The following is a 23,597-nucleotide window of genomic DNA, read 5'->3' on the forward strand; positions in this document are numbered from 1 at the left end:
TAAGATGAAAAATAAACTCGAGCCGCTTAAACGCAGCGAACAACTAAAGAGCCTGTCCAGAGAGCATCATGCTGGACTACTGTTCTCTTGGAAGATAAAACAAGGGATTGGAATTGGTGTTTCAGTGGAAAGGTTAAAGAATTATGTAAACTACTTCATGAACGGACACCTGATCGCCCATTTTGAAAAAGAAGAAAGACTGCTGTTTGACGTGGTCGACGCGCCTTTTTGTCTTCAAGCCAAAAAAGAGCATGCAGTACTGAAGGATCATATTCAGACGATCAATCATTCTTCTATAATCAACCCAAATATTTTTATTGAGCTTATCGACATGCTCAATAATCATATTCGGTTTGAGGAACGGGTCGTTTTTCCTACGCTGGAGAAGCTGCTAGATGAACAAACTTTAAGCTCCATTCATGATGAACTTGAAATTGACGATCACAAATTTAAGGATGAATATCCAGATGAGTTTTGGGTGAGGCCAAAGCAGAGCTGAGAGAAAGACCGCTGTTCTATGATGTCCTCTTTGGATTAAAGTGGCCAAACCATGCAAATTTCGATAAGAAGCTGGCTTGATTTTAGATAGCTTAGAAGTGTAATATCTGCTGATCAATCGAATCAATATTTCAAGGTATGGAAACGATTAAAAAACTGGTTCTGAAGACCTTAAAATGGGTTGGGATCTTTATCGCATTTATATTATTTCTGCTGTTTATTATTCCATTATTGTTACCTGAGACTATTTCTAAGCAGGTAAAAATATTAGCCAATAAGCGCCTGGCGGGGGAACTTGAATATAAGAAAATGCACCTTACATTTTTCCGGCATTTCCCCGCCCTTACGGTATCTGTTGATGACTTATTACTTAAAGGATCAAAGCCCTATCAGCAGGATACATTACTGTCAGCAAAAGAAGTGGCAGTAGGAATCAATCTGATAAATATGATTTTTGATGGTGACGTTAAAATCGGCGCGATTTACGTAAATGATGCTTATGCAAATGTTTATGTCGATAGTAAAGGGCAGGCCAATTATAATGTTTATGTATCCAGCCCCGCTAAAAGTCCAGCAGATACCACCGAAAAGGGCACCTCCCTTAAGCTCGGCCTCGTTAAATTAAAGAACTGGCATATTAAATATAAAGACCATACGGCTAAAATACTGGTGGATGCAAAAGGACTTAATTATGTAGGGAAAGGTGGACTGAGTGAGGATATTTTTGATCTCAAAACTGATCTTAAAATTGATCAATTGGATTTTAGCCTCAACAGAGTCTATTATGCCAAACAAAAATCCTTGCGTGCTCACCTGATTACAAGAATCAATACCAATGCGTTGACTTTTGTACTTAAAAAAAATGAACTGAAGATCAATGATCTCCCCTTAAAATTCACTGGTTTAGTGAGTATCCTTAAGGATGGTTATGACCTCGATATCAAAGCTGCTTCGGAAAAAACCACCATTCGTGAAATGATTTCTGTGCTGCCACCAGAATATCTCGATTGGGCGAAGGATACCAAGCTAAGGGGTAACAGCGATCTGTTTTTCAGCCTGAAAGGAAAGTTTAGTAAACCAAGGAACCTGAAGCCGAATTTTACAGCGCATCTGCTGGTTGAGGATGGTGTCATTTCCAGCAAAAAGGCGCCCGTGCCGATGAACAAGCTGAATGTTGATCTGAATATCGATTTCCCCGCATTAGATCCGGAAAAATTGGGATTGGATCTAAAGAAATTAAGCTTCGACCTGGGAGAGAAAAACACTTTCCGGGCGGTTGTTAAAACCAAAGGATTGAGCGAAATGAAAGTAAATGCTGATATCAAAGGTGCTGTCAACCTGCAGACACTGGATGAGGCCTTAGGTTTAAAAGATATGGAGATCAGAGGTCTGGTGAATGCCGACATGAAGGCAAACGGCATCTTCAGCAAGGATAAAAAACTATTTCCGAAAACCAATGGATTTCTTAAGCTGAAGGACGGCTGGTTAAAAACAACAGCTTATCCGAACCCGATAAAGAATATCAATCTGACAGCTAACATCAAAAATACTGACGGAACCTTCAGTAGCCTTGGGGTGAAACTTGCTCCTTTCAAATTTGATTTCGAAGGGAATCCGGTGTTTGTTGACGTGGATTTACAGAATTTCGAAGATCTGCTGTATAAAGTACGCGCTAAAGGGGTTTTGAATGTTGGAAGAATTTACCAGGTATTTGCCAGAAAAGGGTTGGATGTCAGTGGATTAATCAGGGCGGACCTTTCTCTTAATGGGCGACAAAGTTATGCCACCACTGGTCAGTATAGCAAACTTGATCACAAAGGCACCCTGATCCTGAAAAACATAAAAGCACATACTGCCTACCTGCCGAAGACATTTTATGTTAAAGAGGGAAGCTTCGAGTTTAAGAATGAAAAAATGCGGTTTAGGAAGTTTTATGCCACTTATGGAAAATCTGACTTTTCGCTAAATGGTCATCTCTTAAATACGATGAATTATTTTATCGACCGCAAAGGAACCCTTAGTGGAAACTTTACGCTAAATGCTAATTATATTTTGGTCGATGAATTTATGGCGCTGAAGAGTGGTGACAATAATGATAAATCTTTAGAAGTGGAATATGCGAAAGCTGAAAATCCTAAAAGCAGCGGTGTCGTAATCATTCCGAAAAATCTGGATGTTTCCTTAAAGGTCAATGCAAAAAAGGTAGGTTTTAAAGGGTTGGATATCAATCGGGTTCAGGGAGTGGCTTCTATAAATAAAGGCCAGCTATTTTTGAAGAACACGTTATTCGATATTATTGGAAGCAGGATGAAGGTGGATGCCCGTTATCAGGATGAATCGCCCTTAACCGCCAACTTTGATATTGCATTTAAAGTAAAGAACTTCAATGTGCAAAGGGCATACAAAGAAATCGACATGGTGCGGGAAATGGCTACTTCTGCAAAGAATGTGAGCGGAATTGTGTCGCTGGATTATAAGCTAAAAGGTGATTTTGATCAAAATATGAATCCTATCTATCCTTCTTTAGAGGGCGGAGGAATAGTAAACCTACAGGATGTAGCAGTAAAAGACCTAAAAATGCTATCAGTGATCGGCGATAACGTAGGGGCTGATGCGTTCAATAATCCTGATATGGCAGGGGTCAACATTGTCACACACATCAAGAATAATCTGATCTACATTAATGAATTCAAATTTAAAGTCTCCGTTCTCAGGCCTTCCATCAGTGGAACTACAAGTTTCAACGGATTATTGGATGTCCTGGTCAAAGTAGGGCTGCCGCCAGCTGGTTGGGTCAGTGTTCCGGTTGCAGTAACAGGAACAAGTGAAAAGCCGAAAATCAAGTTTTTCAGCAGAAACGGTCAGCGGATTTTAACTGCCGTGTATAATAAGAAAATTAACAAGGTTATCCGCGAAGAGAAACGTGATCAAAAGAGATCAGCAGGAGAGCAGCGCAAAGAGAAAAAGGCGCAGGAAAAGAAAGCTAAAAATGCAGAAAAACAAGTGAACTTAGACGTTAAGGAAAATTAAGGTAGAGATACCTCTCTTTTCTAGAGTTCAGTATAAAACAAGTTAGTGATAGGTGATAATGGATCTAGGGTGGATGTACCATGGATCTACGTTGTATCTACGTTTTACTCAAAAAAGGTAGATCAAGGGTAGGTCCATTCTTGATGAAATTTCCATCAGCTATTATTATAACAACCTTCCGCACCAAATCCCTAATTCCGCGCTCAGTTATTTAATTTTTATAACTCCGTATTTCATCTCAATATAATTAGGCTAAAATTCTAATTTTTAAAGAAATTACTTTACTTTGGTATAAACGTATACGTACACGGATCGTTTTTAAGGGGGCGCTTCTTCGAAAGGAATGGACAAAGCCTCTTGAAATATCTCCAAGTAAATAGAATTTAATGTTATCTAAAAAGAAGTTATTATTCGCTGTGATCTTGTTGATGACAGCGCCTACAAGAGTTTGGTCTAATTTTCAAGAAGAACTTGTCATCATCAAGTTAAAGGCCATTACAGGCTTGCAATATGACCTGGCCCGTTTCAATGTAAAGCCAGGGGCTAAAGTAAAGCTCATTTTAACAAACAGCGACGACATGGTGCACAACCTGATCATTACACTTCCGGGTGAAAGACAAAATGTGGTAGATGCAGCGCTGAAAATGGGCGATAAAGGTCCTGGATTGAGTTATATACCTAATCATAAAGGGGTTTTATGGTCCATTCCTTCGCTTGAACCAGGGGAGAGCCAATCCATTACTTTCACCGTTCCCAAAAAGCCGGGCGTTTTTCCTTTTGTGTGTACTTATCCGGGTCATGGTTTTGTGATGTTCGGCGCAATGTATGTTACCGAAGGCCCGCTTCCAGCCTTAAAGGATGACCTGAATATACCGCCAAACCGTAGGGGGACTGTCGATAAGGGCAGTACTGCGGAACATGCAGGTCATCAAGCTGCAGCTCATCCCTACAAAGAAAAACCGCCTTATTTGTACCGGACTTTTGTTGCCAATAGCGGCCCGGCTACTATTGCAGTTCGTCTACCTCAAAATTTATCCTATTTCTGGGATGCTGGTACCAGCCGCTTGCGTTTTGCCACCGAAGGCGACTTTTTGGATATGAAAGAGTTATGGGCCGGTCATCGGCAAGCCGTAGCAAAAAATCTGGGCACCGTATTTTATCGTGACAGAACCGAATATCCGCTTCGTACGGGGAGCGTCGGGAATATTCCTGAGGTACAATTTAAAGGTTACCGTTTAATCGCGCGTTACCCCGAATTTCATTACCTGATGAACGGTACCAGTGTATATGAACTGATCAAAGAAAAAGCTGATGGAACAGGATTGGTGAGGACCTTCAGGATTCCTGAGGCAAAGCAGCCGGTTTGGTTTGTATTCCGCCCGGATGATGGCATCAAGTATTCCTCTTCTGCAGGCAAATGGTCAGGAGGAAAATTGGAATTAACGCCTGCCGAAGCCAAAAAGTTTACCATCACCATGACGAAAAAGAAAGGGGGATTATATGAATAGGATGAAGTTAATAATCGCGCTGCTACTAGGTGGTTTAGTCCTGTTTGCTGTTTTTTTAATATACAACAAGAACGGTTTTGGTGGCAAAGCATCGAAAGTGGAGGCAAAAACACCATATACTGTAGCGTCTATTGAACTGCCTGAAGGGTTGACCGCTGAAGTAGGAGCCATTGATTTTTTGCCTGACGGCAGACTGGTTGCTTGTTTCCTCAGGGGAGAGGTGATGATTTATAATCCCAAAACAAAAGAGTGGAAATTGTTTGCTGAAGGCTTGCAGGAACCGCTGGGTATTTTACCGGTCAATGCTTCCGAGTTTATCGTGATGCAGCGCCCTGAGTTGACCCGTATCAAAGATACAGATGGCGACGGACTGGCTGATCTTTATGAAACAATGACAGATGATTTCGGTATAACTGGAAATTATCATGAGTTTAACTACGGACCGGTAAAAGATAGAGAGGGTAACCTGTTCATCGGTCTTAACGCCGCATCGTCGGGCGGTGGGATTTTGGAAGAGGTAAGAGGCGTTCTGGATACCACAACGATGGGGCATAAAGGACAAATGTTTTCTGCTGTCCCTTACCGGGGCTGGATGATGAAACTGACACCCGAAGGCGAATTATTGCCCATTGCAAGTGGATTACGTTCTCCTAACGGTATAGGTTTTGATCAGAAAGGCAACTTGTTCGTTACCGAGAATCAGGGCGATTGGGTGGGTACCAGTGCATTATATCATATTCAGGAGGGTAATTTTTATGGACAACCTTCTAGTTTGGTATGGAAGAAGTCATGGAAAAACGAGAATCCTTTAACATTGCCAGTAGGGAAATTGGATAGCATGCGGACGAAAGCGAGCGTTTTGTTTCCTCATGGTATCATGGCAAATTCGCCAACTCAACCGCTGATTGATCACACAAACGGAAAATTTGGGCCTTTTGCGGGACAACTATTTGTTGGAGAGATGAACAGTCCGAGGATCGTAAGGGTGATGCTTGAGGAAATTGACGGGGCAATTCAAGGAGCCTGTATCCCTTTTATAGACGACAACGGCTTGCAGAAAGGGAATAATCGCCTGGCTTTCGCACCAGATGGGAGCCTATGGATTGGTCAGGCTGCACATGGCTGGGCAGGCGCCAAAGGAATTCAAAGGATTGTGTTCACCGGAAAGACACCGGCGGATATATATAGCATGAAGCTTACGGCTACGGGCTTTGACCTTGAATTTACGCAGCCGATGGATGCCGCATCTGCAACCAACCTGGCAAATTACAAGTTCAGGCATTACTATTATCAATACCATAAAAAGTACGGCTCCGACCAGGTTGATGTTCAGGCGATACCGGTTAGGGGCATTAAAATATCCGGCGATCGGAAAAAAGTTTCCCTCACATTGAGTGCTTTGAAACCCGGATATGTTTATGAGTTAAGCCTGGGCGATGTGAAAACTGCTCAGGGAGAACCTCTAGCTAATAAACTGATTTGTTACACCCTCAATAAGCTCGTAATAGCTAAAGCGTCTGAGGCGAAATGAAATTAAGACCTTTATAACTAAAGGAAATAAGGGTATGGCTAAGAGAATGCTGCGGGGCAACCTAAATTCCGGAATTATATGAACAGAAGAAAATTTGTAAAAACTGCTGGTATGATGGCTGCAATGAATTCACTCGATTTAACAAATAGAACGTCTGCTGCTCAGGAGGCTGCAAAGATGATCCGTGTAGTCAATACACGTTCAGATTTTGAACGCGAAAAACTCATACGCCCCTTCGGCGTTAAAGGAGGTTATTTAACGGAGTTATGGCAAATTGCGTCCGGGATGCAATCAGGTTCTGGTAAACTTAAGATTGGGATTGCCACTCAAAGTGTGCTATACGGTGATGCTGATTTGTTTGCTGCTCATTCGGAAGCTAATGGGAACGCACTGATGTATGTGCTGATGAATAAGGCTTTGGAACTGGTCAAACAAACTCCTTTTCTGACACCGGTTGAATTGCTGGATAAAATATTGCCGGCAGTGATGGAGGAAGGGAAAAAAATAACAGGCAAATCCGATCTGAACATCAACTTCGTCTATAATGCCTTAGTGAGCGTGGATAATGCTGCCTGGCTTTTGTATGGCGCAGAGAACAACTTCGGCACCTTTGATGCAATGATCCCCGGGCCTTACAAAAAAGCTTTGTCTCATCAAAATGATAAGATCGCTGTGATGTACCAGATCCCTTATGGGATGCCGATGATGGATGTGAAGAATGCCGCCAATCAGGGGTATTTTGTGTTTAAGATCAAAACTGGTGCACCCGGATCACAGTCCGAAATGCTGGCTGCCGACATGGAACGGCTCAGCCTGATCCATGATACCCTTAAGGGTTTGAGAACTGATCAGACTTCAGATGGGAAGCTCATTTATACCCTTGATGCCAATGGGCGTTATGAGAAGAAGGAAACCTTATTGCGGTACCTGGATCATGCAAAAAAGATAGGGGCCCTTGATCAGATCAAGTTAGTGGAAGAGCCTCTGAATGAACGTAATGAGGAGGATGTAAGGGATACAGGAATAAGAATTGCAGCTGATGAAAGCGTGCATAATGAGGCAGACGCAATCAGCAGATTAGAGCAGGGTTACACGGCCATGGTTTTGAAAGGTATTGCCAAAACCCTGAGTATGAGTATGAAAATCGCAAAGCTGGCTCATGATCGTCATGTTCCTTGCTTGTGTGCTGATTTAACGGTTAACCCGATTTTAATTGACTGGAATAAAAATCTGGCGAGCCGTTTAGCTCCATTCCCTGAAATTGGTATGGGTCTTATGGAAACAAACGGCGATATGAATTATCGTAACTGGAAGAATATGGTGAATTATCATCCTGCTGCCGGCGCTTCATGGATGCAGGTGAAAAATGGGGTCTTTGAATTAAATAAAGATTTTTACGAACGAAGCGGGGGAATCTTTGAGCCATCAGCTCATTATCAGGATATGTTTGCTACGACTAAATAAACTGTTTTTGGTTTGGCGGCACTTCTTTTTCGAAACGACTTAACGATGTGCTAACTGAATAGTAAATAATGTATTGTTATTGGGTAGCTATGAATAAAAAACAATATTAAAGAGGTTCATGAGGATAAAATGATGAACCTCTTTAATTATTTAGAGCAGGATTACCCTGCAGCTTGCTCCAAGGTCTGATCTTCAGTGACCGCCTCTCCAGCATTTTTCATCACAGAAGATATGCCAGCCTCTCTTGAACTTTCACTTTCATACATTTCACTATTGCCGATGACCTGGCCGTTGCTTGCCTTCAGGTTGAAATATGGTTTACCGTTAGTGGATGTTTTACGTTCAAACCGGGTGTCGATCTGCGCATTCTTTTTTACAGATGCAATGCCTGCTTCACAGCTTGTCCGCGTCGTATAGCCCTCACTGCTCAAGATTGATTGGCCATTGCCTGCCTTTAAATTGAATTGAAACTCTCCATTGGTTCTTTTGGTAATGATAAATTTTCCCATGTGTTTTTGTTTAGGGGTAAAAGATGATTGATCAGGCATTCGCCTGAAATAAATATAGGAATTTTACCGAATTTATTTATAGTTAATCAATTTCTACCCAGAACATCATTGATCTTGTCATTACGCATTACGCCTACTGATCGTGGATTATCCACAATAGATCAATTACGACTTTATTTCCCAAAAAGTAATCTCGCTTGTGTTCCCCATTGGCCGATAAAAAGGTCCAGCTTACCATCACCGTTTACATCACCAATCGCAATTCCCCAGCTTCTGCCTACCGTAGATTCAGGCATAACTTCGCTGGTTACCGATTTGAAATTTCCCTGGCCATCGTTTTGCAAGGCTTGTACTTGCATCGCTTCGAATGGTGGGATCTTAAGCGCGCTTAAGATGATATCTGGATGCCCATCGTGGTTGAAGTCAATGATTGCTCCAGCGTAAGTGGAATAGTCCTGCTTAGGGATTCTTTTAGCCGTTTCGTCTTTAAAGTTTCCTTTGCCATCATTGATCAATAAACGAGCGGTCGGATCTTTTTCAAAAGCACCACCATTGCTCGTTAAGTTAAGAAATAGGATGTCTGGGTGTTGATCTCCATTGGCATCGAAGGTTATAACTTCCCTGGTATGTAAAGGAATCAATAGTTCCAGCTTTTCTGCCTGTTCAGTGAAACGTCCTTTTCCATCGTTAAAAAATAAACGATTGGGCGGAACCTCGTTTCCTGTGATTAAATCTAAGTGTTTGTCCCCATTTAAATCAGCTAACTTAACGGATTGCGTTTCTTGATCGATTGCTGGCAAACCCGTTTTGGTATCCTCTAAAAAGTGTCCAGGTTTTTCTGGGTTATTAAGCCATAGGAAGTTTTGTTTTGTAGGTCCTGTATTACCGATGATAACATCCATCAAACCATCTCCGTTGACATCACCGATGTCCAGGCCATTTGCTTCACTTTTTGCAAGCAGGCGCTCGCTTACATTGCTGAAAGTTCCTTTTCCATTCCCTAAATAGAACTCGTGGTGTTGATCGTCTTCAGCGACAAAGATGACATCTAGATTTCCATCTTGATCAAAATCTGCTACACGTACGTGTTCTGTATCGTGCGATTTTTCTGCAAAAACACCTTTTTTCCAGGTGAACTTTCCAGTGCCGTCGTTCAGGTACAATCGATTAGGCTGTTTTTCTAAAGCCAGTATCGCATCTAAATGCCCATCTCCGTTTACATCTGCAATTACCACATCTAAGGTATGTGCTTCCGCAGCTAAGGGTAAATGGGTCGTAGTAACATCCTTAAAATATTTGGTTTCTATGCTTTGTGAACAGGCACTTTGAATGATAACGAAGCACAGTACTGCGGTAATCGCATATAATTTTTGGGATAGGGAGGGCTGCATAATTGTCTTGATTTGATGATGATACAGTTTTTTAATTGTTCGCTATTGGACTTGTTACTCACTTAGTACAGCATGTACAGTTTTTTGTTTGCTTCTTCTTGAACAATCTTATGCACATTTCCCAAATTTGAACCAGTGCCTAAGCTTGGGCATGTACAACGTTAAATTGAGAAGTTAGTTTGAATTAGGGTTGAAATGATTATAGGAGTGTAATCGTTACTAAAATAAACATTTATTTTGATCAGCGTACATATGGTTTTTAATAGATATCAAGCGAAAATGAACAATGTTTCTTTGCTGGCGTCAATTCATTGTTTGCTCTCACATTTTAGATAAGATTGAATCTCTAACAGATAAAAACGAACACACCGATATTATTTTCATCCTATATTGTGTCGCAAATAACCAGTATTTATTTTAACCAAATCCCATGAAATCTCTATACCTCTTGACACTTTGTTTATTAGTGTTGTGCTCCTGTTCAGAAACTACATTGACGAAAAAAAAATCGTCATCAAAACGGGCTGTTCAGTCAGAAATGGTCAAAAATTCTACTGTCTCACCAACAGCATGGAAGCTGGTGTTTTCGGACGAATTTAATTCGACTGGGAATTTTGACACCAGTAAGTGGATGTACTGCAAACGCCAAACGTCTGCATGGAACAAGTATTTAACTTCAAACCCAGATTATGTTTGCCAGGATGGAGGTAATGTAGTATTGAAAATGGATAATGCTGTCATTGACGGAGATCCTATTCCTTACCATTCGGGTGGCATTCAAACTTCTACCAAATTCAGCTTCCGCTATGGCAAGGTCGAAGTACGCGCAAAGTTCAAGAGAGGGCAGGGCTCATGGCCGGCCATATGGATGATGCCTGAGCTGCCAACTGCTTATGGTGGATGGCCAAAAAGCGGTGAAATTGACATTATGGAACAAGTCAATTATGAAAATGTCATTCATCAAACCATACATAACGGTTCGGTAACCAATGCGAAAGGTGCAAGTACCGCCACACACGCGACTAAATACAATACTGAAGATTATAATACTTATGCAGTGATTTGGAGTCCTTCAGCTATCGAATTTTATGTAAATAATGTGCTCCAATATACTTATTCAAAAGTTGCAAATGCGACGCCGCTGCAATGGCCTTTTGACAAACCATTTTACCTGATTTTAAATCAGGCTGGCGGTGCAGGCTGGCCAGGTGCAATCAAAAATGCAGACCTCCCTTTCGAAATGAAAGTGGATTGGGTAAGGATTTACAAGCTTAAATAAACCTAAGGCCGGCGCAGTTTTCGGTTCGCTGTACCGTCCTTCTCATTTCGATCACGGTATTTTTACTTTGTTTTTTTGCCGGTAAAGTGTAGGCGTGGTTTGGTAGAATTGTTTGAAAACAGTACTGAAATATCTTTGGTTAGCAAATCCTACTGCATCTGCAATATCCATGATACTTTTGTCTGTATGACTTAGTAGATAAACCGCTTTCTCCAAACGGAATTTATTGATGTAATCGTTAACTCCAATATCGGCGATGCTTTTCAGTTTGCTGTATAAGCTGGCACGGCTCATGGCCATTTTATCCGTAAGAAAATCTACATGTAGGTTCTCGTTATCCAGGTTGTTGGCAATTAATTGGTTCAGTTTACTCATAAACAATTCATCAGCGCTGCTAAAAGTTCCTTCTTTGACAGCGGTAAATGGACTCGAACTTTTATACTTTGCCTTTACCGCTTCCCGGTTTTTTAACAAGTTACCCAACAGGGTTTGCAAAAAATCCAGTTCAAATGGCTTGGCCATGTAGGCATCTGCACCAAGTTTATAGCCCAGGTTTCTGCTTTCGGCATCCCCTTGTGTGGTTAGCAACACAATAGGAATATGGCTGATATTTACATCTTCTTTGAGGCGTTTACAAAACTCAAATCCATCTAGTTTAGGCATCATTACATCGCTTAATATAATATCTGGATGGTGCCTTTCTGTTAGCTCCAGCGCCTGCAGGCCATCGTCTGCTTCAAACACCTCTTTAAAGTATGGTTTTAAACTATCCACCAGGAACAAACGCAGTTCCAGTTCATCTTCTACGATCATTATCGAATTGCCCGTAGTCGTGAAATCGCTGCCAGGTGGAAAGGACCCAGGTTCAGCGATGGAAATTGAATGACTCAATTCCAGGTCAATAGGTAAATCAAAATAAAAAGTAGCCCCTTTTTTGCTGTTGTTCTCAGCCCCGATATGCCCGCCTTGCATTTCTATTAATATTTTGGAAAACGATAGCCCGATTCCGCTTCCGTGTTGTTGATGTGAGCCCTGGTAAAATGGTTTGAACAACTGACCGATATCTGCATGGTCCAAGCCTATACCTTCATCAGCCACAGCAATACGGATAAATTTTTCCAGTCGGCGGCTGGATATGCTTAAAGTGGTATCAGGCCGACTGAATTTAAGGGCATTGACTAATAAATTTGATAAAATGAGTTTGCATTTTTTCTCGTCAAAAACAAGTTCTCCAATCGTTTCGTCAAGCTGATAATCTACTTGTATGTTTTTACTTTCAAATTCATTGGAAAAATCACCAGCTATTTTGCTTAGCCAGTTATTTAAGTGTTGACGTTCTAATTTAAGCTTTTCATGTCCGAGTTCAATCTTTCGGACATCTAAAACCATATCAATGATTTCTTTCATATGGCTTGCCTGCTGATAAACACTTCTTAGTTTTTTGCCAAGGTCTTCATCAAGTTTTTTATTGCTTAAAATTCTTTGAAGAGGAGAGTAAATAAGGGTGAGCGGTGTTCTTAATTCGTGGCTGATGTGGATCAGGAACCTGATCTTAGCTTCGTAAGTTTTTTGTTCATGCTCTTTCATATTCCATCGCAGCATGCGTTCCCTTTTGGCAATAGCCATCCGGTAAAACGACACGATGGAGGCCGAGGTAACAAGCAAAATCAAACCTATAAACCAGGAGCTTCTGAACCATGGTGGTGGCACATTGATATTTAATACTTCCGAAAATTCACTCCAGCCTCCGTTTTTAAGACCACATGACACCAAAACTTTATAACTACCTATGGGTAAGGAACCGATAGCAAAAGAGTGGTCATAGGTCTCCGTGGTCGGTGCATTCAGGCCGACTATTTTAAACCGGAACATCTTTTTTCGGAAAACATCTTTTTCCCTGGCCATAATTTTGATCACCAATGAGGTATGGTTCCAGGGTATGGTTACCTCATTAGTCGCTGCGGCCCGATCAATAGCCATAACAGCACCATTTAGTTCAAGACCCAGTAACTTGATCACAGGAGCATCTGCAGCTATAGAAGGGATATTCTTTTTGATGTGAAGCAATCCTCTTACACCGCCCAGGTAAATATCTCCGTTAGTTGCAATCAGTGAGGGCTTGTAAAAAAACTCGTTCGGCACTACGCCGTCCGATTCGCCAAAGGCTACAAACTTGTTTTCCTTAATGAGGTATAAAAATACCATGTTCTCTGCGCCGATCCATAACCGCCCGGCGCTGTCGGCAACTACTGTCGAAACTTCACTGAATAGACTGGTTTTTATTCTTTTTAATGCTTTTTGCTGGGGATCGTACTGCATTAGTCCGTCACGGTTTCCAATCCAGAAAATCCCTCGCTGGTCTCGGGCTGCAGCCATGATCGGATTATTGTTGGGCTGAAGCCGAAACACATTCCTGATCTTGTGCTGTGCATGATTGAGCTCGAAGACGCCATAAGGCCCAAAAAGATGAGTTCGTACAGCGTCTGAAGATATCCTCAACATGGCGCTATAGGCATTTGCTGCCGAGTTATAATTGACCGCTGTAAATTTCTGGGTTGGGATATGGTATCGGAAAATTTGATTTGCAAAAAGGTAGATATCATCAGCTGAAACCTTCTTTACGTTCACCGCTATGCCGGAAGACTTAATGATTTCACCCTGATAATTTATTTTATTGCTATGGAAGGGTTGGATGGTGCCCGTTATCTTGTTAAAAAGGTACAGACCTTTACTAAATGCAGAGATGAGCAGTTCTTTATCGTTAAAGCCTGAAATGGAAGCAATTTTTAAACCGTAAGTAGATATATAGTGTTTAAAAACCATTTTCGTTGGATCAAAACGGTTTATTCCGCCCCCGTCGGTGCCAATCCATAGAATGCCCGTCTTTTCTTCATGAATACTCAATACTGTTTTTTCACTAAGTCCATGTACGCTATTGAGCGGGGCATCCTTATAGGTATTGATGAAAGCCTTTCGAATGGAAATAAGACCACCCCTGATACTTCCTGCCCAGAGGTTGTTTTCGCGGTCATGGTACAAAGTTAAAATGGAATTTTCCGGAAGGGATGCCGCATTGCCAGGCACGTGTTTCAGTGCAGAAAAGGTTTTGGTTTTAAGGTCCAGGATATTGATTCCTCCACCATCAGTAGCGATCCATAGTTTGTGGTCGCGTTCAAGGACATCCAGCACAATATCATTGCTGAGTCCCGAATTCCGGCTGTTGTATTGGTAAAGTTGTTTACCATCATGGTCGTAAGCTTTAATTCCCTGACCATAGGGAGCAACCCAAATCTGCTGACGGCTGTCTATATAAAGATCCATTATTTCTCGGTCTTTAATGAAAGAAACAGGCGCCAACGATTTGTCCTGCGGATTGAATAGCCATACTCCACTTCTCCGGGTATACAAAAGAACCTTTTGATTCTCCCATAGTTTCATGCCGGTAAACATTTCCAAAGTAGTCTCTTTACCTGTTGTAGAGATATGCTGTAAACGTTTCTTATTAAAGGTGAATTCGAAAAGTTTTCCTTCCCCACCGAATAGCACACCTCCAGGCAGCTCAACTGCCGAGCGTGCTAAAAGAGCCTTATTGTGGTATTTTATAACATCAAAATTATCTGTACGAGCGTTATATAAAGCAAGGCCATTCTCTGTACCTACCCAGATGTTACCGGTTTTATCCTCCAGAATAAAGTTAATCTGGTTTCCGGGAATAGATTTCGGATCGTTCTTTTTGTATACGTAGCTCTTTAGGTTATACCGGTCAAAACGGTTAAGACCATACCTTGTCCCGATCCAGATAAATCCATTACGATCGTTTAATACACAGCGCACCGTAGATTGGCTCAGCCCTTCATTTAAAGATATTTGTTTAAAATAATAGCCTTGGTCTGCCCGGACTTCCTTACTAATGATCGAAAATAGAAGAAGCAATAGGAAGATCGCTTTTGAGTATTTGTATGCCAAACTGGTTATGAATTACGGTGACCTAAATATATGGAAGAACGACCGCATTGATAAATAATAATCAGCATAATTCGAGAAGTACTTTTGATTTTATGCGTTTTTAGAGCCTCCTGGACAATTTTGGAATAAATTCAGACAATAACAAACATGTTCAATGGGCTTCTGCAACTAGATTTGACCTAAGAATAAAGGTCTCAAATGACATTATTCTTAATCAACTAACAAGAAAAAGCTAACCAAATCAAATCATTATGCAAGGTAATTTTACAACAAATTTATCCCGGCTATTTTTTATGGGTGCATTTTTTGTTTCTTTCTTTTGGCAGGTTGCGGTGTTTGCACAAAACCGTAACATTACAGGGAAGGTAACAGATGTATCCAAACAGGGCATTGCCGGAGCCACCCTACAGATAGAGGGAACAAAACGTTACACAACAACTGATGAAAAAGGAAACTTCAGTATCCAGTCGGCAACGGGCAACGAGATCTTAAAAATATCCTATACTGGATTTTTGACCCAACGAATCACGATAGGTAGCAAGAGTATAATCAACATAACGTTGAACGAAGATGCTCAACTTTTAAATGATGTGGTCGTTATTGGCTATGGGGCAGTAAAAAGAAGTGATGTAACAGGTGCAATTACTTCCATAAAACCAGACGCAAATGAGGCCTCGAAATCACTTTCTGTTGAGAACTTATTGCAGGGCAAAGTCGCAGGTGTTGCAATAGGTGGGTCTGTAGCCACTCCGGGGGCGGCCTCTTCTGTAACCATTAGGGGAGCAAATTCTTTACGTGGTGATAATCAACCGTTATATATTATAGATAATATTCCGCAAGCCTCTACCGGAGCCTTTCCGGCAAGTGCCCTGGGGGGATCTGATTTCCAGATTGCGCAGAATCCATTAACCAACTTAAGCCCTTCTGATATTGAAGATATCCAGATTCTGAAGGATGCCTCAGCTACTGCCATCTATGGTTCAAGAGGTGCAAACGGGGTTATTATTGTGACCACAAAAAAAGGTAAACAAGGAAAAGCGGTGATCAATGCCCGTGCTAACTTTACCACCGCCCAGGCCACTAACTTAAGAGATATGCTTAGTCTTCAGGATTATGCGGCCTACCGCAATGAACGGGTAGGGGCAGCAGCGGCACAGTTTTTTCAGGTTGGTAATGAGACCCGCTATGTTTTTTCTGGAGAGGTATATGATGCTGCAGATCCGGAATCTTTCAGGCTGATCAGTGAACGTAACTGGCAAAAGGAGATTTACAGAAGCGCTTTTTCGCAGAATTACGATGTTTCTATCAGTGGTGGGGAAAGCCGCATTAAATATTACTTATCTGCTGATTATAAAGACATCAGCGGTCTGGTGAAGCAAACTGGCTTAAAACAAAGCGGCCTGCGTTTGAATTTAAGTGGTGATCTCTCAAAAAGCTTAACATTTAATGCTTCCATGAGTGGGACGCTGAAAAAGAACAACATGATGTCAGGGGGGAACACCAGGGGAGGGGTAACAGGTTCAATCACCCGTACTGCCATCGATTCGGCACCTTTCGAGATCCCTTCAGATGATCCGCTTTTACTCAGCAACGAAGAAGCGAAAACCAACACACTTTCCTGGCTAAACGACTACGATGATATTACCGACGAAAAATCTGTACGTGCATCGGCAGATTTAACCTGGAAAATGTCTAAAAACTTCTCTTATAATGTACGTAGTGGCGGAAATCTGATGCTGCAGGATCGCTCCAGGTGGTATGGTGTGGAATTGTTTCAAGGCTTAAATAATAATGGCTTGCTTGGCCTGAGTAATTTAAATAGCAACAATTATACCATAGAGAACCTGATCAATTACAAAGGCTCGATCAGCAAAATTGTAGACATCAGTGCTACAGCAGGCGTAACTTATGACGATTATAATTGGTTAAGCAAGGCAACAACCGGCACCAACTTTCAGTTCAAAAATTTAAGGACGAACGGCATGCATATGGCCTCGGTAATTAATAACCTGCAGCCTATACAAAAAGATTATCAGTTGTTGTCATACCTCGGTCGTTTAAACCTGTCTTTTTTAAACGGGAAGTACCTGGCTACCGTAACGGCAAGAGCTGATGGCAGTAGCAAGTTTAAGTCGGGCAATCGCTGGGCACTTTTCCCATCATTTGCATTGGCATGGCGTGCCGATCAGGAAGAATGGATCAAAAATTTAAATTGGGTGGATCAGTTGAAGTTACGCGCGGGTTATGGGAAAACTGGTAGCCAGTCTATTTCGCCATACAATAGCTTTTATGACTACGGACAAATTGTAGATTACGCTACAGCAGATGGTGTTAAAGCTATGGCTGTTGGCGTGAGTAATTTACAAAATAGCGACCTGAAATGGGAAACAACTTCAGCTTACAATACAGGTTTGGATTTTAGCTTTTGGAAAGGAAAACTGAGTGGAACTATTGATGCTTATTACAAAGAGACAAATGATTTGCTGATTGAAAAGAGCCTGCCGGCCTCTACATCATTCAATACGATGACCATGAACCAGGGGGCATTAAGTAACAAAGGTCTGGAGCTATCCTTGGCATCAGAACTGATCAGCAAAGAACGGTTTAGCTGGAGCATATCAGGAAATATTGGTGTAAACAGATCCGAAATCACGGACCTTGGCTTACCGGAAACGCAGTTTGGAAGCGAAATATACAAGGCTTATTTGGGGAATTCCATCGGCGATCATTTCGGGCCGGCTAATATTTTCATTGTTGGCAAAGCACCGGGCTTGTTCTGGGGCTACAAAACAGATGGGATTATTCAAACTGGTGATACGCGGCCCGCATCAACCATTTTTACGCAGACACCCGGTAACATCAAAGTTGTTGATGTCAACGGCGACGGCGTAATCAATGTAAATGACAAAACGATTATTGGTAATCCGAATCCTGATTTTAACTATGGTTTTCAAACTGAATTAGCCTATAGACAATTTAAGTTTTCAGCAGCGTTTTATGGTGTCCATGGCGGAGAGGTGATCAATGGCAATGTTCGCTATGAACAAATGCCTTCACAGCAAACTTCTAATATGATCAGTGAGGCATATCATGGTGCCTGGCGTACAGATGCTCCTTCGAACCTTTTTCCATCAATAACCAGTGTATTGCAAAATGTGGTTTACGATCGCTATGTAGAGGACGCGAGTTTTCTGAGGAGCAGTGACATTACCCTGGGCTATACCTTTCCTAAAACAACCTTTCAAAATAGTATTGGTAACCTGAATTTATTTGCCTCGGTAAAGAATGCCTTTGTAATCACCAATTATTCTGGATATGATCCTGAAATGAGAACTTTTTCATTTGATGGTCTCAGACCAGGGATTGACCTGAATTCTTATTCTAATCCTCGTCAGTTCATACTGGGACTTAACATTACCTTTTAAAAAATTGCCATGAAAAATAAAAATTACATTTCATATATAGGCTTGATAGCCATAGCGTTAACGATGGCGTCCTGTAAAAAAGCACTAAACGAGGATCCAAAATATTCGGTAAACAGTAAAACGGCTTTTGAGACTGAAACTACAGCAAATCTGGCACTGGCCGGGTGTTATGGCTATATGACGGGCTATAATGCTTATGGACAGGGAATACCCGAAGTTATGGTCGGGGCATCGGGATTAGGCTGGGCACAAACCAATGGTTCAGACCAGGATACTTATGCTTCTTTGGCCGTTCCTACCACCAATGGACTGGTGAATATGATATGGGGAGGCTGGTACAAAGTGATCGGCGAATGTAACTATTTCATCAAAAGTGTTCAGGAAAGTACGCTGAGTGATGCTTACAAAAAACAAGCTATTGCTGAAGCTAAATTTTTAAGAGGATTATGTTATTTCAATCTGGCAAATGTTTTTGGGGGTGTTCCACTAAGAACCGAACCTACCTCATCTTTAAGCATCACCAAGGAGCGCGCTGACAGGCAGGAAGTCTATGATCAGGTTGAAAAAGACTGGCTGGAAGCTGCGGAGGATCTTTCTACGAAAGAACAACTGGGCACGACAGCAGCAGGTAAGGCTAGCAAGTATGCTGCTTATGCTTATTTGGCGAAACTGTACTGGATGTTAGGTAGTCAGGAGAACAGCAGTTCTTCAGTGTACTGGGCAAAGGCTAAGCAAATGGGCGACAGGGTGATTGAATTGGGCAATTACAGCTTAGCACCAAAATTTGCGGCTTTATTTGCCAGGAATGTCAACAATTCGACAGAATCAATTTTTCAACTGAATTTTTCCACTACATCTGCCTATGTAGGAAACAGGGGGAATTGGATATTTGCACCTTCAAATGCCACTACTGGAATCAGCTGGGGAAGAGTTAAAGTTTCCAAAGCCTTTTACGATCAGTTTAAGGGTACCTATCCGGACGACCCAAGGTTGAAAATCACTTTTGCCACCAGTTATTCACAAATTAAGACCAATAACTTCCGAATGTATGCTTATCCTTATGTTGCCGGTGCTGGCGGCGTTAATGCAGTGGCGATAGATTCCATTAAATATTTGAATCTAGCGGATCCTACAAACCCTAAACTGGAAGAGGTATCTGTTGCATTCAAAAATGCTTTTGTCAACAGAACTGGCGATCATCAAGGCTGGCCTTATTATGTGAAGCAAATGGATGTTGCTTCTACTGCACAAAACAGTAATAAAAACGTGATGGTTTACAGGTATGCCGACTTCTTACTCCTGATGGCCGATGTAGAAAATGAACTGGGCAACAGCGGAAAAGCAATGGAATATATTAACCAGGTGCTAACCAGGGCACGCAACTCAGCTAATACAGCTTCTCTATTTCCGAAAAATCTAGTGGTGCCCATGTCTCAAAGTGCGCTGCGTCTTTTTATTTTTAATGAAAGGTTGTTTGAACTCGCAGGTGAATATGAAATGTTCGTTGATGTGCGCAGGCGTGGTGTTGATTTCTTTAAACTGGTCATAGACAGACACAACAACCATCACCTGACCAAGGCTATGGTGGCTGCTGCTACTTCGAATAACAATACCACTCCTTTCAGAGACAGGCTGTTACCAGCCACGCCAGATCTGCTCAAAAAGAATTTGCTGTTACCAATTCCACAGGCTGAACTCAATGCCAATGATGGCATCCCTGATGGCCAACAAAACTTTGGATACTAGTCAATACTATAAACACTATCTATGAATATCAAAAACACAATAAAAATGCTGCTGTTTATCTGCTTATTTTCTGGGATAAACAGCAGTTTTGCCACTAAAATAAGTATCATACCCGAACCGGTTAATATGGAGGTTTATGAGGGTAAGTTTATCCTGAGCGATGGTGCAAAATTATATTTTGATGCCAAGAATCCTTTGCTTGCCAAGCATGCCACCTATCTTACTGATGTGTTAGCTTCAGTTTCAGGTTTTAGAACAGAAAAAAGTAAGAATAAAGGACAAAGCCAAATCCGCTTGCTCATTGAACCAGACAAATTGATTGGTGACGAAGGTTATCATTTGAGAATCAATTTAAATGGAATCACCATTTCAGCAAATACGGATAAGGGGATCTTTTACGGCCTCCAAAGCCTGCTTCAGTTGCTTCCCGTGTATCGTACCAATGCTGAATTGCAATTGCCTTTGTTAAAAGTTGTCGATTATCCACGCTTTAAATGGCGTGGAATGATGCTGGATGTAAGCAGGCATTTCTTTTCTGCTGAAGCGGTAAAAAGTTATATAGACTTACTGGCGATGTATAAAATGAATGTTTTTCACTGGCACCTGACCGATTCTGAAGGCTGGCGCCTGGAAATAAAGAAATACCCTAAGTTGACCACTGTAGGAGCGTGGCGTAAGGAAATTCCGGGGAGCGTATTTTACAAAAAAAACCAGGAGTTGCCAACCGATACTTTCAATTATGGTGGCTTTTACACCCAGCAACAAGCAAGGGACGTGGTAAAGTATGCAGCTGATAGAAATATCATGGTGGTACCGGAAATTGAAATGCCAGGGCATTCCGATGCAGCCCTCGCCGCTTACCCCGAACTATCTTGTACTGGATTGCCGCAACAAGTGCGAAGTTCTTCTGGTGGCGAACCAAATGCACTGGCAAATTATTGTGCAGGCAAAGATGAAAGTTTTGAATTTTTGGAAAACGTGTTGAAGGAAGTGATGACCATCTTTCCTTCTGAGTACATCCATGTTGGTGGGGATGAGGTAAATAAAACGAGTTGGAAAATGTGTAGTGCCTGCCAGAAGAGAATTAAAGAAGAAGGGTTGAAGGACGAGTACGAACTACAAAGTTATTTCATTAAACGCATGGGTGTGTTTTTACACCAAAATAATAAAAGACTTATTGGCTGGGATGAAATCCTGGAAGGCGGACTTGCCCCCGAGGCTACAGTGATGAGCTGGAGAGGTGAAAAAGGTGGTATTCAGGCGGCCAAGTTAAAACATCCAGTGGTTATGGCCCCCGTTGAACCACTTTATTTAAATCGCTACCAGGCGGATACTTTAGTCATTCAGCAACCGCTTGCGGCTAAATACTCTATCAATACCTTAAAAGAGGTCTATGATTATGATCCTATCCCGCTTGAATTAAATCCAGCTGAGTCTGCTTTTATACTGGGGGCACAGGCATGCCTATGGACAGAGTTTATCGGTTCGCCTACGGAGCTTGAGAAAATGGCCCTGCCTAGACTGCTGGCCTTGTCTGAAGTATTGTGGTCGCCTAAAGCTGCAAAAGATTGGATGAAATTTAACAAGAAGTTGTATTTCCATTCCAGAAGATTAGGTGAGTCAGGAAGGAGTGTGTTTAATTCAGTACCATTCTTATATAACAACATGGAAGTCAGATGAAAATAATTAAAACACTCCTATTAATTACTTTAGTCACTTGCCGTGCTTTTCTGTTTGCACAAACATCGAAAACAGAAGTTGCTGCAAAACGGCCGAATATTGTGATTATCATTTCGGACGATCATGCTTATCAGACCATAAGTGCTTATGGGAGTAAACTGATGCAGACGCCCAATATTGATCGAATAGCCAAAGAAGGTATTCGGTTTGACAAGGCCTATGTGACGAATTCCATTTGCGGCCCAAGCAGGGCGGTGATGCTTACGGGTAAATACAGTCATAAAAATGGTTTCAAAGATAATGAGAGCTCCGTTTTTAATGGGGATCAGGACTCCTTCGTCAAGCAATTGCAACGTGGTGGGTATGAAACCGCGTGGATTGGCAAATGGCATTTAGAAAGCAGGCCTCAAGGCTTTAATTTCTGGCAAATCTTGCCCGACCAGGGACAATACTTTAATCCGGACTTTGATTTGATGGACGGGAGCAAAAAGAGAATTGAAGGCTACGTGACGAATATCATTACGGATGAAGCGGAGAACTGGTTAGATAAAAGAGATCAATCAAAGCCATTTTGTGTAGTCATTGGACACAAGGCTACCCATCGGGTTTGGTTGCCGGATACAAGTGATTTAGGCAGGTTTGATCAGGTTAACTTTCCGCTTCCAGCTAATTTTTACGATACCTATCAGAATAGACGTGCTGCTGGATTGCAAGATATGTCTATCGAAAAAACGATGGTCATGGGTTACGACTTAAAGATGTTCGGCTCCGACGAAAATAAAAGCCTGGATGCCAGCTTTAATAGGATGAACCCGGCGCAACGGGCTAAGATTGATGCCTATTACAAGCCTATTGAGGCACAGTTAGAAGCCTTAAAGTTACAAGGTAAAGCACTTACAGAATGGAAATTTCAGCGTTATATGCGTGATTATTTAAGTACGGCGGCTTCTCTTGATAGAAATATTGGACGCACACTGGACTATCTGGATAAAAATGGTCTAAGCCAGAATACAATAGTAATCTATCTGTCTGATCAGGGTTTTTTTATGGGCGAACATGGTTGGTTTGATAAGCGATGGATCTATGAAGAGTCGTTTCGTACCCCTATGGTTATGCGATATCCAGCCTTGATTAAGCCTGGTGCTGTTTCAGATCGTTTTGTGATGAATCTGGACATTGCGCCAACGCTACTTGATGCTGCCGGACTTCCTATTTCTGAAGATATCCAGGGCAAGTCTATGTTACCAGCCATTGAAAATAAAACAGATAAGGGTAGAGAAGTATTGTATTATCATTATTATGAAAATGGTGAACATGCGGTTTCGCCGCACTTCGGGATCCGTACGAAAAGATACAAGTTGATCAGATTTTATAAACGGGTAGCGGGCTGGGAGCTGTATGATCTGGAGACCGATCCGCATGAAATGGACAATAAATATGGTAGAAAAGGCTATAAAGCGATTACTGCCAATTTATACAGAGAACTGAACAGACAAGTAGAGAAGTTTGAAGATCAGGATGCCTTGAAGATTTTAAAAGCAACGCAAACTGTTAAAAACGCAAACTGATA

At 41.7% G+C, this 23,597-nt stretch carries 13 protein-coding genes; 10 read left to right on the forward strand and 3 right to left on the reverse strand.

From position 1 onward, the window contains the following. Window positions 1-4 precede the first annotated feature (4 nt). The 5 genes from WG905_RS00885 to WG905_RS00905 all read left to right on the forward strand — a co-directional run bounded on the left by WG905_RS00885 (window position 5) and on the right by WG905_RS00905 (window position 8,031). Window positions 5-499, forward strand: a complete 495-nt coding sequence (locus tag WG905_RS00885; RefSeq protein WP_339589797.1) for a hemerythrin domain-containing protein — start codon at window positions 5-7, stop codon at window positions 497-499. Window positions 500-636: 137 nt separating this feature from the next. After that, on the forward strand, window positions 637-3,528 hold the full coding sequence (locus tag WG905_RS00890) for an AsmA family protein (RefSeq protein WP_339589798.1): 2,892 nt from the start codon (window positions 637-639) through the stop codon (window positions 3,526-3,528). 386 nt (window positions 3,529-3,914) lie between these two features. Next, window positions 3,915-5,036, forward strand: coding sequence for a plastocyanin/azurin family copper-binding protein (locus WG905_RS00895; RefSeq protein WP_339589799.1), 1,122 nt, complete (start codon window positions 3,915-3,917; stop codon window positions 5,034-5,036). Window position 5,037: 1 nt separating this feature from the next. After that, window positions 5,038-6,567, forward strand: coding sequence for a DUF7133 domain-containing protein (locus WG905_RS00900; protein WP_339589800.1), 1,530 nt, complete (start codon window positions 5,038-5,040; stop codon window positions 6,565-6,567). Between the two features lie 78 nt (window positions 6,568-6,645). Further along, complete coding sequence (locus tag WG905_RS00905) at window positions 6,646-8,031, forward strand: enolase C-terminal domain-like protein (protein WP_339589801.1); 1,386 nt, start codon at window positions 6,646-6,648, stop codon at window positions 8,029-8,031. 161 nt (window positions 8,032-8,192) lie between these two features. Here the strand turns inward: WG905_RS00905 and WG905_RS00910 are convergent, their stop codons facing one another. After that, complete coding sequence (locus WG905_RS00910) at window positions 8,193-8,540, reverse strand: YegP family protein (protein ID WP_339589802.1); 348 nt, start codon at window positions 8,538-8,540, stop codon at window positions 8,193-8,195. A 173-nt stretch (window positions 8,541-8,713) separates the two neighbouring features. Beyond that, on the reverse strand, window positions 8,714-9,931 hold the full coding sequence (locus tag WG905_RS00915; RefSeq protein ID WP_339589803.1) for an FG-GAP repeat domain-containing protein: 1,218 nt from the start codon (window positions 9,929-9,931) through the stop codon (window positions 8,714-8,716). 430 nt (window positions 9,932-10,361) lie between these two features. Here WG905_RS00915 and WG905_RS00920 point away from each other — a divergent pair, with 430 nt between their 5' ends. Then, entirely contained in the window at window positions 10,362-11,210 is an 849-nt protein-coding gene (locus WG905_RS00920) for a glycoside hydrolase family 16 protein (protein ID WP_339589804.1), read from the forward strand. 51 nt (window positions 11,211-11,261) lie between these two features. Here the strand turns inward: WG905_RS00920 and WG905_RS00925 are convergent, their stop codons facing one another. Continuing rightward, window positions 11,262-15,176 (reverse strand): hybrid sensor histidine kinase/response regulator transcription factor, encoded by a 3,915-nt coding sequence (locus tag WG905_RS00925; protein WP_339589805.1) that lies wholly within the window; start codon window positions 15,174-15,176, stop codon window positions 11,262-11,264. 251 nt (window positions 15,177-15,427) lie between these two features. Here WG905_RS00925 and WG905_RS00930 point away from each other — a divergent pair, with 251 nt between their 5' ends. The 4 genes from WG905_RS00930 to WG905_RS00945 are packed head-to-tail and all read left to right on the forward strand — an operon-like array spanning window position 15,428 to window position 23,595. Beyond that, window positions 15,428-18,601 carry a SusC/RagA family TonB-linked outer membrane protein gene (locus WG905_RS00930; protein WP_339589806.1) on the forward strand — a complete coding sequence of 1,058 codons (3,174 nt, stop codon included), beginning with the start codon at window positions 15,428-15,430 and terminating at the stop codon, window positions 18,599-18,601. Window positions 18,602-18,610: 9 nt separating this feature from the next. Then, a complete protein-coding gene (locus WG905_RS00935) occupies window positions 18,611-20,347 on the forward strand; it encodes a RagB/SusD family nutrient uptake outer membrane protein (RefSeq protein WP_339589807.1) in 1,737 nt (578 codons plus the stop codon). 21 nt (window positions 20,348-20,368) lie between these two features. After that, a complete protein-coding gene (locus WG905_RS00940; protein ID WP_339589808.1) occupies window positions 20,369-22,027 on the forward strand; it encodes a beta-N-acetylhexosaminidase in 1,659 nt (552 codons plus the stop codon). Then, on the forward strand, window positions 22,024-23,595 hold the full coding sequence (locus WG905_RS00945) for a sulfatase family protein (protein WP_339589809.1): 1,572 nt from the start codon (window positions 22,024-22,026) through the stop codon (window positions 23,593-23,595). Before WG905_RS00940 ends, WG905_RS00945 begins: the two co-directional genes overlap by 4 nt. Window positions 23,596-23,597: the final 2 nt, after the last annotated feature.

Origin of the sequence: Pedobacter immunditicola, from assembly GCF_037482985.1 — a bacterium.
Classification (GTDB): Bacteria; Bacteroidota; Bacteroidia; order Sphingobacteriales; family Sphingobacteriaceae; genus Pedobacter; species Pedobacter immunditicola.